Here is a 12,507-nt window from a genome sequence, read left to right on the forward strand (position 1 = left end):
AATACCTCATTATATGAGTTTATATTAAATTTTTTTTATTGTCAATTAAAGAATAAGTAAATTTAGGTAAAAAAAATAAACCGGCTAACCGGCTTATTTTACAATTTATTTATATACTTTAATACACTTGTTTGGACACTTATCAGCTGCTTCTTGCAATAAAAGTAAATCTAAATCAGGATTTATATTTTCTTCTGATAGATTTTTCTTCATTTCAAAGCCTTCTGGATAAGTTTTGGCACATATTGTACAACCTATACAAGCTTTGCTACATTTCTTTCTAGCATCCTTTCCTTTTTCTTGGTTAGAACAAAGAACTACTGCTTTTTGAGCAAATGGTACTAAGGTTATTATATCTTTTGGACAAATTTTAACGCATTTTCCGCAGGCTACGCACTTGTTACGATCTACAAGAGCAAGACCATTATGGACATGTATGGCATCAAATGGACAAGCTTTTTCGCAAGATCCACATCCTAAACATCCATAGTTACATTCTTTTTTGCCGCCAAATAGGGAAATTTGTGCTCTACAATCATTTATTCCTGCATATTGATACTTATCTTTTGCACTTTCGCAATCGCCATTACATTTTACAACTGCTACTTGCTTTTCTCCACCTGCAACAGCTTCAACTCCCATAGCTTTGGCAACATCTGCTGTTGTTGCTGGTCCACCTATTACGCAAGCGTCAACTGGAGCTTCTCCATTTGCTATGGCCTTTGCACAACCATCACAACCTGGATATCCACAAGCACCACAGTTAGCTCCTGGTAAAGCTGCTCTTACTGATTCTTCTTCTATTGAAGTTTCTACATGAAATTTCTCACTAATTACTCCCAAAGCTATGGCAAAGATAAATCCTAATAAGGCAAGGACGATTACAGGGGTTATAATACTAGTCATTTCTGCCTCCTATAATCCTGCAAAACCCATAAAGGCTATTGACATAAGGCCTAGGGTTATTAATGATAATGGAGCTCCTTTGAAAGCTTCTGGCATATCATTATCTTGAGTTTTTTCTCTTAAAAATGCAAGTATCAACAAAGCTAGCATAAAGCCAACTGATGCAGATACTGCATATACTAAAGTTTGAATTAGGTTATAACCATTGTCTATAACTTTTATTGCAACTCCCAAAACTACACAGTTTGTAGTTATCAATGGCAAATAAACACCAAGAGCTGCATATAAGCTTGGTAGTGATTTTTTCATTACTGCTTCTACTGATTGAACTAAAGTTGCAATTACAAGTATAAATACAACTGTTTGCAAATATTGAATGTTAAATTTTTCTAACAAATAATATTGAATAATCCATGTGATTAGGGAAGCTAGTGTTATTACGAAAACTACTGCAAATCCCATACCTGTTGCGGTTTCTACTTTGCTTGTTACACCAAGTGTAGGGCAGATACCTAAGAATTGTCCTAATACATAGTTAGATACAAAAATTGTTCCTATTATTATTGAAATTAAGCCACTCATTTTTATCTCCTAATTTGCTTTCTTTTTCTTACTTGTCAATGCAGCAAATCCTGCAAACAATAAGCCTAGCAAGATAAAAGATGATGCTGGTTGTAAGAAAAATCCTATCGTGTATTCTTTTGCAATAATTCGTACTCCAAATAAAGTTCCTGAACCAAAAAGCTCTCTTATAGATGCAAGTATTGAAATAGCAATAGTATAACCTAAGCCTTGGCTAATTCCATCTACGATTGATTCTATTGGACCGTTTTGTGAAGCAAATCCTTCAGCACGAGCAAGAATTATACAGTTTACTACTATAAGTGGAATGAAAATTCCTAGAGATTTATCTAAAGCTGGTGAGTATGCTTTTATTAACATCTGTACTATGGTTACAAATCCTGCTATAACTACTATAAATGATGGAATTCTAACTTCATCTTCTATGAAATTTCTAAGTAGAGATATTACTAAGTTACTCATTGTCAATACAAAAATTACTGCAATTCCCATTCCTATAGCATTAGTTAAGCTTGAAGATATAGCTAATACTGAACACATACCAACCATTTGTACAAGTACTGGGTTGTTTGTTAAGACACCATCTTTAAAAATTTTCCCGAAATCGTGTTTTTTCTTCTCTTCTGTTTTTTCTTCTACATTTTCAATAGGTCTATCGAATTGTTGTTCCATAATAACTCCTATTTAAGCTTCTCTAATACGCTTCTGGCATCGTTGATACCACGAAGGATTGTAGTTGTTGAAATTGTAGCTCCAGAAATTCCTACGATCTCATTTTCGCCACCAGTTTTTGAAGCCTTAACTTCACTATCCATACTAACTCCTACAGTTCCTTCTTTGAAAGCGTCTTCTTCCATTTGTTGGCCAAATCCTGCTGATTCGGAATGGCTTAGTGGTGCAAAACCAGTGATCTTGTTTTCGCTATCCACACCAATTAAAAATTCTATATTTCCACCATAACCACCAGGTGAATTAATTTGAAATACGTAACCATCACCATCAGCTGAGCTTGCCTTGTAGACATTTGTGACAGTATCTGGTTTTTCAACTTCAACTTCTTCATATTTATCAGCTGGATATACAATTGCCAATGATTGTTTTAATTCTTCTGCCTTTCTTTCAGCAATAACTGGTGCTGTCATATTGTTGGTAAAGGCTAAAAGCAAACCTGTTACAGTTGTAATAAGAAGTAATTTTAATCCAAGTTTTAAACTTTTATTCATTTGCTACTCCTTTGTTTTTTGTATAATCAACACCAAATACTTTTGGCATGGTATATTTTTCTATGATTGGTACTACAAGGTTTGCAAGTAATATTGAATAGCTTACACCTTCTGGATATCCTCCAAAAGATCTTATAATAGCAGTTAAAAATCCTGCCAAGACTGCAAATACAATTTGACCATTTGGTGTTACTGGGCTTGTTGTATAATCTGTTAGCATGAAAAATGCACCAAGTAACATTCCGCCTGATAAAATATCTCTTAAAATATTATCAAAACCATTGAACAAACCTAGAAGTACGCTTGCTGTAAATATGTAGATTAGAGGCATTTTTATGCTTACTACTCTTCTTATTAATAAATAAACAAAACCTATCATTAAAGCAAGTGCTGATACTTCTCCTAATGATCCAGGAATATTTCCTAAGAATAAATCCATTAATTTATAGCTTTCTGGATCAGATAAAGGTGTTGCAGATGTTATTGCAGCAATATCTACACCATCTTTTAGTTGTGAAATTTTATCTGGAGCTATGAAATTTGTCATAGCGCTTGGCCATGATGCAAGCATAAATGCACGAGCTGCCAAGGCAGGGTTTACAATATTTTGTCCAATTCCACCAAATGCCATTTTTACAACAACTATTGCAAAGGCTGCTCCTATAACAATTTGCCAAACTGGTAGTGTACATGGTACGTTAAAGGCTAACAAAATACCAGTAACTATAGCTGAGCAATCTTTTATAGTATTTTCCTTTTTTATTGCTTTGTTAAACAAAGTTTCTGATAGTAGACATGTTAAAACTGATACAGCAATTAGTAATAAAGCTCTTAAACCAAAATAATAAATTGCTGCAAGTCCAGCAGGTACAAGTGCAATTACTACATCTAGCATTTCCTTTTGGACACTTCTATTTCTTCTCACATGAGGAGAAGATGTAACTAATAATTTTTCTGTATTTTCCATATTTCTCCCCTTATTTTCCTGCTTGTCTTATTTGTCTTTTGCCAAATCTTATAGCTTCGACCAAAGGCCTTTTTGATGGACAAATATAAGAGCAAGATCCACATTCTATACAATCCATAATTCTGTATGATTCTGCCATATCTAATTTTTCCTTTAGGGCAAATTTGTGAATATACAAAGGCATTAAATTAACTGGGCAAACTTCTACGCATCTTGCACATCTTATGCAAGGCTCAGTAACTGGTGGAATTGCTTCTTCTTTGGTTTGAACTAAGATACAGTTTGTAGCTTTTTCAATTGGTTTATCGTTTGTTGGTTGAGCAATTCCCATCATTGGACCACCGTTTATGATTTTGCCGATTTCCCCTTTTGTACCAGCTGCTTGATCTATTGCATATTCAAAAGCTGTTCCTATTTTTACCAACATATTTGTTGGTTTGTTAATATTATGACCTGTTACAGTCATCACTCTTTCATACAAAGGTTTATCGTAATAAATTGCTTCATAAACTGCATTTACTGAAGAAACGTTTGATACATTTACTCCGACATCCATTGGTAAACCACCTGATGGAACATGTCTATGAAGGACTGCATCAATAATTCTTTTTTCATCGCCTTGTGGATATTTGGTAGCTAATTTTACTACTCTTAGTTTTACTTTAGCATCATAATTTTTTAGATAATTTGCTATGCTTTCGTAAGCTTTTGGCTTATTATCTTCGATTGCTATGATTCCTTCTTTGGCATCAACTGCCTTTACTAATAAAGAAAGTCCTTTTACAATCGCTTCAGGCTTGTTTTTAAGTATGTAATCATCACATGTAACATAAGGCTCGCATTCTGCACCATTAACAATTACTGTATCAATTGGTTTTGGAGGAGTGTATTTGATGTGAGTTGGAAAAGCTGCTCCACCCATTCCTACAATTCCTGCATCCTTGATTTTGCTAACGATTTCTTCTTTGCTTAAATCTACATGCTCATTTAATATGTACTCTTTGTTTTGATCAAAGCCTTCTGTATCAATTACGACAGCTTGAGCATTTTTACCTGAAGCTGTTTGTATATCAATGATATCTGTAACAACGCCAGCTACTGATGAGTGAATATTAGCTGAAAAATTACCGACCGCTTGACCGATTAATTGACCAACTGCCACTTCATCTTTTTTGTTTACTAAGCACTTACTAGGGGCACCTATGTGTTGAGTAAGCGGAATTACCACTTGTTTGGGAACTTCAAGAACTAATAGATTGCTATCTTCTGATAGTTCCTTAAACTCATCTATATGTACACCCTTTTTAAATGTTAAAACATCTTGGGCCATATTTCTCTCCTTCTTTTTCTTTTGCTCTCTTATATTATAAATTAAATTGTTAAATTTCTCAATCATTATCTTATATCCGATAAAATTTGGTCAATAAATTTCATGTAATTATTGTAAGATAATTGTCCCAAATCCGATAATTCCATGTTTGTAGGCAAGCCATCTTTGTAAAAAGTTTTGTATACATTATAATTTGACAATACCTTGGTCACATATTGCCTAGTTTCATTAAAAGGAATTTTTGAAATATCTGGATCGTCTTTATTTAATAAGCCTTCATCTATCCATTTATCGATATTTCCTACTCCACCGTTGTAGGCTGCAAGGGCAAGTTCTTTGTTATTGTAATATTTAAAAAGATAATCATAATAACCTACGCCTAAATTTAGGTTATAATCGATGTCATTTAATTTTTCCGGATAATATTTTTCTCCTATAACTTCTGCTGAATGCTTGGCGGTTTCATCTAATAATTGCATAAGTCCCTTGGCATTTTGGTGGCTTTGGGCATCGTTATCAAAATCAGACTCGACTTTTACAATTGCTGCAGTCAAGAGCGGATCAACATTGTATTTATCGGAATATTTTTTTATTTGATCTTGGTAATTTATCTGAGTTCTTGAGGTCTGATAAGCTATTATTCCATAACTTAGGCCAATAACCGTAAGTATTGTTAGGATTATAAAACCTATAATTTTTCCTAAAAATTTTAAAACTTTCATAATAAATCCTTTTTTTCTAAAATTTCTTTTAATTTTTTATTAAGTTCATCAACTGATGAACTATTATCAAAAACCACTTGACTTTTATCTATCATATTTTCTGTAGTTTTTTGACTTTCTATCTTGGTTTTGGCAAAAGTTAAATCTATGCCATCTCTTTTTGCCAACCTTTGCAATTGAACTTGCTCATTTGCGATAACTAGCCAAATTTCATCTGCGACAAATTTCTCCTTCATTTGAAAATACAAGGGAATTTCAATAAAGACAACTTTTTTTGAAATTTGGCTTATTTCTCTGTTTATTTCTTCTAAGATATTCTTATGAGTGAGCTTATTTAGTAAAGATAGTTTCTTAGGGTCTGAAAAAATAATTTCCGCTAATTTTTTCTTATCTAAAATTTCTCTATCAAAAGCCTGATCAAAACAACCGGAATTTTTGATAGCAAGATAATTTTTTTCACCTTTTTCTAGGAGTTTTTTGTTGATTTCATCAGCTGATATTAGATCAAAACCATATTCCTTTAAAAGATTTGATAAGGTTGATTTGCCCGAAGCTATCGTCCCAGTGATTACAATTTTACTTGGATTCATACATACTTTCTCCACTGTCAATTTCGACAAGCAATGCCACTTTAAGTTTTGCTGCACTTTCCATGGAATCTTTTAATATCTTTTCAGCTTTTTGTTTATCTTCAATTGTCGATTCAATGATAATCTCATCGTGGATTTGTAGAATTATCCTAGCATTTACTTTCTCTTTTTTGAGATTTTCGTAAGTTTTTATCATGGCAATTTTTATAATATCTGCCGCTGTTCCTTGGATTGGAGTGTTTAAGGCAACTCTTTCTCCAAAACTTCTTACATTAAAATTCTTAGAAGAAATTTCTGGTATATATCTTCTCCTATTAAAAAGTGTTTGAGTGTAGCCTTTTTCTCTTGCATCTTTTACTATATCTTCCATGTATTTTTTGATATTTGGATAAGATTTTTTATAATTATCTATATATTCTTTGGCAACTTTTCTTGGTATATTTAGATTTTGCGACAAACCATAATCGCTTATACCATATATTATACCAAAATTTACAGCCTTAGCTCTGTATCTTTCTTCCTTTGTGACCTCATCAATCGGTCTTTTAAATACCTCTGAAGCTGTTTTTGTATGAATATCAACTCCATGATTAAAAGCATCAATCATATTTTGATCATTTGCCAAGGAAGCTAAAATTCTAAGCTCGATTTGAGAATAATCTGCATCAATTAAAATCATTCCAGGACTTGCCTTGAAAGCTTTTCTAATTTTCCTGCCTTCTTCAGTTCGAATTGGTAGATTTTGCAAATTTGGTTCTGTTGAAGATAATCTACCGGTTGATGCGATATTTTGCCTAAAGGTTGATCTAATTCTTCCATCTTCGTCTATAGAATTTTCCAAGCCTTCAATGTATGTTGAGCGCAATTTATACATCTCTCTGTATTTTTCAATCTTTGGTATTATTTGATGCTTATCTCTAAGTTTTTCCAAAACTTTGGCATCTGTGGAAAATCCAGTTTTGGTTTTTTTGATTACTGGTAAATCTAAATCCTTAAATAAAATTTCGCCCAATTGCTTTGGAGAATTTATATTAAATTCGCTACCAGCCAATTCGTATATGTCTTTCGTTAGATCTTCTAATATTTGGTCGATTTCTTTTTTCAAATCTTCCAAGACATTAAAATCTGTCACAAAACCATTTATTTCCATATCCGCCAAGACTTTGGATAATGGAATTTCAATATCCTTGTAAAGATCTAGCATCTTGTAATTTTCTAATTCGTCTATAAGTTTTTCTTTGGAATTTTCCAGTGTATACAAAAAAGAAGCCATATAATTATATAATTTTTCTTCTTCAAGTTTTTCAAAAGCTATTTTTTTAGCACCCTTACCTAACAAATCACTTTCATTTAATACTTCTTTGTCAGAAAAAGATTGGCTTAGATTTTTGATATCGTAGGAAGATCTTGAAGGATCGATTAGATAATGCATGAGCATCAAATCATCATAAGCCATATTAACATTAATTCCTAATTTATCGAGCAAAACTAAATCTTCTTTTATATCAAAAGAAATCTTGTTAATTTCTGGATTTTCAAAAATTTCCTTAAAACTTTCGACAAATTTTTTATTTGAATCAATTACATAAGTTTCTGAATCTCTTGTTTTTATGGCAATTTTATAAATCTTAGAATGGATATAATTTTCACCATCAAAAAATGATTTAAAATAAAATTCTTTATCTTTATCTATACTTTTTAGTAATTTCTCAAAATCTTTTGAAATAACATAGTCAAAATCATGAATTTTTTCATCCTTGGTCTTACTATTATTTTCAAGTTTTTCTAAAAATCTATTGAAATTGTATTTGGAAAATTTTTCTTTAAGTTCTTCGATATTAGCTTCTCTCAACGCTAAATCGCTAATTTCCAAATCAACTGGAGCATTGGTAACAATAGTGCCTATTTTTTTGCTAAGATATGCTATAAGCTCGTTGTCAATTAGGCTTTCTTTGGTTTTTTTGCCAGAAATTTCATCTATGTGTTCGTAAAGTCCTTCCAAAGACCCATATTCTTTGATAAAGCCTATAGCTTTTTTAGGTCCAATGCCATCTACTCCAGGGATGTTGTCAGACTTATCGCCTTGTAAGCCTTTTACATCTATTAGTTGTTTTGGAGAAAGGCCATACTCTTCTTTTATGGAATCAACAGTATACTCTGCCATATCAGATATGCCTTTTTTGGTTAAATATACAGAAATATTATCATCTACCAATTGCAAATAATCCCTATCTCCAGTTATTATTACAACTTTGTAGCCATTTTCTTGGCCCATATTAGCATAGGTGCCAACTATATCATCTGCCTCATAACCTTCAAGGTCTGTGTATTTGATATTCATAGAATCTAAAATATCTTTTAAAATTCCAAATTGATAAGAAAGCTCTGACGGCATCTTATCTCTTGTGGCCTTGTAGTCTTTAAATTCCTCATGACGGAAAGTCTTGCTACTTCTATCGAAGGCTACAAGCACAGAATCTGGCTTATATTTATCAAAGGCATTTTGATACATGGTCAAAAAACCATAAACTCCATTTGTCATTACCCCATCGTTATTAGTTAGATTTGGCAAAGCAAAAAATGCCCTAAATATTAAAGAAGAACCATCTATTAACATTAGTGTTTTACTCATTACTCACTCCTTAACTAATAGTATAACTTAAATAGGAAATAAATTAAAGAAAATCTATAAATTTAACAAATAAAAAAGACCACAAATGTTTACCACTCATTTTTGATCTTCGATAAAAATTATTATTAAAACTTGGTGCAGGATAGAAGATTTGAACTTCCACGACCTAAAATCGGTCACAAGATCCTTAGTCTTGCGCGTCTGCCAATTCCGCCAATCCTGCGTAAATACTAGATAATTATATAATTAATTTTTATTTTTGTCAAATAAGTCTATTCAAAGTTTGGTTTAAAAAAAGCGAGGATTTCTCCTCGCCTTTTGTTTTCTTATATAAATAATCCTGCAAATACTACAGAAACTATAGTCATAAGTTTGATTAAAATGTTTAGTGATGGTCCTGAAGTATCTTTGAATGGATCTCCAACTGTATCACCTACTACTGAAGCTTTGTGAGCATCTGAACCTTTACCGCCTTCTACACCGCCTTCGATGTATTTCTTAGCGTTATCCCAAGCTCCACCAGCATTTGACATAAATATTGCCATCATTACTCCTGTTACCAAAGCTCCTGCAAGTAATCCACCAAGAGCGTGAGGTCCTAAGATAAATCCAACAATTATTGGTACGACAATTGCAAGAATACCAGGGATAATCATCTCTCTAAGAGAAGCTGTTGTTGAAATTTGTATACAATTTTGATAATCTGGATCTGCATTTCCTTCAAGGATTTGATCATTTTCTCTAAATTGTCTTCTAACTTCATCTATCATTTGGCTTGCTGCTTTTCCTACAGAGTTCATTGTCAAAGCTGAAAATAGGAATGGAAGCATTGCTCCAATAAACATTCCAGCTACTACTCTACTATCAAGTATAGAAATTTCTGTTATATTTATTGATTCTGCGTAAGAGATGAATAATGAAAGTGCTGTTAGTGCAGCAGATCCAATTGCAAATCCTTTACCAATTGCAGCAGTTGTATTTCCTATTGAGTCAAGGCCATCTGTAATATCACGAACGCTTTCTGGTAGGTAGCTCATTTCTGCTATACCACCAGCATTATCTGTTATTGGACCGTAAGCATCAACTGTTACTGTAATTCCTGTTATTGAAAGCATTCCTACAGCAGCAAGTGCTATACCGAATACTCCCATAACTTTAAATGAAAGCATAATTGCAATAGCAATTACTATGATAGGAAATACTGTTGAAAGCATACCAGTTGAAAGTCCAGCAATGATGTTGGTTGCAACACCTGTTGATGATTCTTTTGCAATGTATTTTACGTGTTTATATTTATCTGAAGTATAAATTTCAGTTAATAATCCTATTAAAATACCAGCTACAAGTCCTGTAATTACAGCAAGTGCTGCACTGTAATTGCCAAAATATTTATTTGATAAGAATAAAGCACCGACAAGAACTATGGCTCCTGAGATATATAGGGTTCCCATTAAAGATTTTTGTGGATTATTATGTTTACTTACTAAAAATACTATAGAAGCAATAATTGATGCACAAATTCCTAGAGCAGATAAGAATAAAGTAAATTCTATACCAGCATTTTGGAAATAAACTAGACCTAAGGTCATAGAAGAAATTATTGCTCCTACATATGATTCAAATAAGTCTGCACCCATTCCAGCAACATCGCCTACGTTATCTCCAACGTTATCAGCTATAACAGCTGGGTTTCTTGGGTCATCTTCTGGAATTCCTGCTTCTACTTTACCAACTAAATCAGCTCCAAGGTCAGCAGCTTTGGTATAAATACCACCACCAACTCTTGCAAATAATGCAACAGATGAAGCTCCTAGAGAATATCCCATAAGGATAGCTGGGTCTTTAAAATTGATATATGCAATAATTACTCCAATAAATCCAAGACCTGTTACAGCCATTCCCATTACAGAACCGCCTGAAAATGCTACCTTTAAAGCTCCATCTTGACCTTCTTGGTGAGCTTGGTTAGCACATCTTACGTTACTTGCTGTAGAAACTCTCATACCAATAAAACCTGCAAGCATTGATAACATAGAACCAAGTAAATAACAAACCATGATTCTAACATTTAAAAATATTGCTAGTAAAATTGCTACAACAACGACAAAAATTGCAATGAAGGAATATTCTCTCTTAATGAAAGTCATTGCTCCGTTTCTAATATAGCTTGAGATTTGTTGCATACGCTCATTTCCATCTGATAGTGGCATGATTTTTGCTTTTATGTTAAAGCCCATGAACACTATAGCTAAAATGGCTACAACTAAAGATACAATCTCAACAGACATAAAAATACCTCCTAAAAATTTGTATATATATATTTTAATGTATTTGTCAAAGATTTACAATGTTTTCTTAATATAATAAATAAAAAACGCTTAAGCCATACACACATGCATTAACTTTAAGCGCTTATTATTGCTTATTGAATGTTTAATTTTTATTTTAGTTTTCTTCGTAAGGTAATAATGCTACTTGTCTAGCACGTTTGATTGCACGTGTGATTTCTCTTTGATGCTTTGCATTAAGACCTGTCACTCTTCTTGGTAAGATCTTTCCTCTGTCGGAAATAAATCTTTTTAAAGTTTCAATATCTTTATAATCGATCACTTTTGAAGGATCTTTTACAAATGGATCAACCTTTTTTCTAGGTTTGAATCTTCTATTTGGTGCCATGTTATTCCTTTCTTTCTATTTTTAGAATGGAATCCTACCATCATCCTCAATTTCTGTGAAATCATCATCAAAGAAATCGTCGTTATCATCAAAAGCTCCTTGGCTTTGATTATTGTTTTGATAGCCTGTTTGAGAGTAATTATTATTGCCATAATCTTGGTTGCCACCATAATTATTGTTACCATAATCTTGGTTGTCACCATAATTACTATTACTGTAGCCGCTAGATTGATTATCAGATTTTGAGCCTATAAATTCAACATTATTAGCCCAAACTTCTGTCGTATAAACAGTTTTGCCTGTTTCTCTATCTTGATAGCTACCTGTATTTATGCTACCTTCAACAGCGCATTGACTTCCTTTTCTTAGATATCTGGATGCATTTTCACCTTGTTTACCCCATACAGTTATGCGGATAAAATCAGCTGTCGGACGATTTAAAGATTCTGCTTCTGCTCTCTTTTCTCTACTAAGTCTTTTGTCAACAGCAAGAGTAAAACTTGCCACTGCTTGGTTATTTTGAGTATATCTTAATTCCGGATCTCTTGTTAATCTTCCAATAAGTATAACTCTATTCATTGATTAGTCCTCTTTTCTGATAACCATGTATCTGATTATGGATTCTGAAAGTCTAAGTCTTCTTTCAAATTCCTTGATATGGTCAGGCTCTGATTTAAAGTCTACGATATAATAATATCCATCTCTGATATAATTAATTTCGTAAGCTAATCTTCTTTTGCCCCAGTCATCAACGCTTGTAACTTCACCATTTTCTGCAATTACATTTTTGAATTTTTCTAATAGTTCAGTTCTGCTTTCATCTGTCATATCAGCTTTGAAAATCAATACTGCTTCATAATTATTCATCTTTTCACCTCC

General features: G+C 32.8%; 13 protein-coding genes and 1 tRNA gene. All 14 read right to left on the bottom strand.

All coding sequences use genetic code 11. The features are described from left to right. Positions 1–105: 105 nt before the first annotated feature. Positions 106–906: an RnfABCDGE type electron transport complex subunit B gene (locus CS884_RS05030; RefSeq protein ID WP_099320968.1), complete on the bottom strand. Its 801-nt coding sequence runs from the start codon at positions 904–906 to the stop codon at positions 106–108. Between the two features lie 9 nt (positions 907–915). Next, positions 916–1,488 (bottom strand): electron transport complex protein RnfA, encoded by a 573-nt coding sequence (locus tag CS884_RS05035; RefSeq protein WP_099320969.1) that lies wholly within the window; start codon positions 1,486–1,488, stop codon positions 916–918. Between the two features lie 9 nt (positions 1,489–1,497). Further along, entirely contained in the window at positions 1,498–2,160 is a 663-nt protein-coding gene (gene rsxE / locus CS884_RS05040; protein WP_099320970.1) for an electron transport complex subunit RsxE, read from the bottom strand. Positions 2,161–2,168: 8 nt separating this feature from the next. After that, positions 2,169–2,711 carry an FMN-binding protein gene (locus tag CS884_RS05045; RefSeq protein WP_099320971.1) on the bottom strand — a complete coding sequence of 181 codons (543 nt, stop codon included), beginning with the start codon at positions 2,709–2,711 and terminating at the stop codon, positions 2,169–2,171. Continuing rightward, entirely contained in the window at positions 2,704–3,678 is a 975-nt protein-coding gene (locus CS884_RS05050) for an RnfABCDGE type electron transport complex subunit D (RefSeq protein ID WP_099320972.1), read from the bottom strand. Before CS884_RS05050 ends, CS884_RS05045 begins: the two co-directional genes overlap by 8 nt. Before the next feature lie 10 nt (positions 3,679–3,688). Beyond that, complete coding sequence (gene rsxC / locus CS884_RS05055) at positions 3,689–5,008, bottom strand: electron transport complex subunit RsxC (RefSeq protein WP_099320973.1); 1,320 nt, start codon at positions 5,006–5,008, stop codon at positions 3,689–3,691. Between the two features lie 65 nt (positions 5,009–5,073). Then, a complete protein-coding gene (locus CS884_RS05060) occupies positions 5,074–5,730 on the bottom strand; it encodes a lytic transglycosylase domain-containing protein (RefSeq protein ID WP_099320974.1) in 657 nt (218 codons plus the stop codon). Further along, a complete protein-coding gene (gene coaE / locus CS884_RS05065) occupies positions 5,727–6,320 on the bottom strand; it encodes a dephospho-CoA kinase (RefSeq protein WP_099320975.1) in 594 nt (197 codons plus the stop codon). Before coaE ends, CS884_RS05060 begins: the two co-directional genes overlap by 4 nt. Beyond that, positions 6,307–8,952 carry a DNA polymerase I gene (polA, locus tag CS884_RS05070; RefSeq protein WP_099320976.1) on the bottom strand — a complete coding sequence of 882 codons (2,646 nt, stop codon included), beginning with the start codon at positions 8,950–8,952 and terminating at the stop codon, positions 6,307–6,309. Before polA ends, coaE begins: the two co-directional genes overlap by 14 nt. Positions 8,953–9,085: 133 nt before the next feature. Continuing rightward, positions 9,086–9,175: transfer RNA gene (locus CS884_RS05075), tRNA-Leu, on the bottom strand. A gap of 103 nt (positions 9,176–9,278) precedes the next feature. After that, positions 9,279–11,240, bottom strand: coding sequence for a sodium-translocating pyrophosphatase (locus CS884_RS05080; RefSeq protein ID WP_099320977.1), 1,962 nt, complete (start codon positions 11,238–11,240; stop codon positions 9,279–9,281). 157 nt (positions 11,241–11,397) lie between these two features. Further along, positions 11,398–11,628, bottom strand: coding sequence for a 30S ribosomal protein S18 (gene rpsR, locus CS884_RS05085; protein ID WP_099320978.1), 231 nt, complete (start codon positions 11,626–11,628; stop codon positions 11,398–11,400). Positions 11,629–11,649: 21 nt separating this feature from the next. Next, positions 11,650–12,207, bottom strand: coding sequence for a single-stranded DNA-binding protein (locus CS884_RS05090; RefSeq protein ID WP_099320979.1), 558 nt, complete (start codon positions 12,205–12,207; stop codon positions 11,650–11,652). A gap of 3 nt (positions 12,208–12,210) precedes the next feature. After that, the gene (gene rpsF, locus CS884_RS05095; protein ID WP_099320980.1) at positions 12,211–12,495 is read right to left on the bottom strand and encodes a 30S ribosomal protein S6; all 285 of its coding nucleotides are present in this window, start codon (positions 12,493–12,495) and stop codon (positions 12,211–12,213) included. Positions 12,496–12,507 lie beyond the last annotated feature (12 nt).

Origin of the sequence: Anaerococcus sp. Marseille-P3625, assembly GCF_900232825.1 — a bacterium.
Classification (GTDB): Bacteria; Bacillota; Clostridia; order Tissierellales; family Peptoniphilaceae; genus Anaerococcus.

Excerpts from the sequence above, each read along its gene's own strand:
- CS884_RS05030 (WP_099320968.1), bottom strand. The coding sequence starts at position 906 with ATGACTAGTATTATAACCCCTGTAATCGTCCTTGCCTTATTAGGATTT.
- CS884_RS05035 (WP_099320969.1), bottom strand. The coding sequence starts at position 1,488 with ATGAGTGGCTTAATTTCAATAATAATAGGAACAATTTTTGTATCTAAC.
- rsxE (WP_099320970.1), bottom strand. The coding sequence starts at position 2,160 with ATGGAACAACAATTCGATAGACCTATTGAAAATGTAGAAGAAAAAACA.
- CS884_RS05045 (WP_099320971.1), bottom strand. The coding sequence starts at position 2,711 with ATGAATAAAAGTTTAAAACTTGGATTAAAATTACTTCTTATTACAACT.
- CS884_RS05050 (WP_099320972.1), bottom strand. The coding sequence starts at position 3,678 with ATGGAAAATACAGAAAAATTATTAGTTACATCTTCTCCTCATGTGAGA.
- rsxC (WP_099320973.1), bottom strand. The coding sequence starts at position 5,008 with ATGGCCCAAGATGTTTTAACATTTAAAAAGGGTGTACATATAGATGAG.
- CS884_RS05060 (WP_099320974.1), bottom strand. The coding sequence starts at position 5,730 with ATGAAAGTTTTAAAATTTTTAGGAAAAATTATAGGTTTTATAATCCTA.
- coaE (WP_099320975.1), bottom strand. The coding sequence starts at position 6,320 with ATGAATCCAAGTAAAATTGTAATCACTGGGACGATAGCTTCGGGCAAA.
- polA (WP_099320976.1), bottom strand. The coding sequence starts at position 8,952 with ATGAGTAAAACACTAATGTTAATAGATGGTTCTTCTTTAATATTTAGG.
- CS884_RS05080 (WP_099320977.1), bottom strand. The coding sequence starts at position 11,240 with ATGTCTGTTGAGATTGTATCTTTAGTTGTAGCCATTTTAGCTATAGTG.
- rpsR (WP_099320978.1), bottom strand. The coding sequence starts at position 11,628 with ATGGCACCAAATAGAAGATTCAAACCTAGAAAAAAGGTTGATCCATTT.
- CS884_RS05090 (WP_099320979.1), bottom strand. The coding sequence starts at position 12,207 with ATGAATAGAGTTATACTTATTGGAAGATTAACAAGAGATCCGGAATTA.
- rpsF (WP_099320980.1), bottom strand. The coding sequence starts at position 12,495 with ATGAATAATTATGAAGCAGTATTGATTTTCAAAGCTGATATGACAGAT.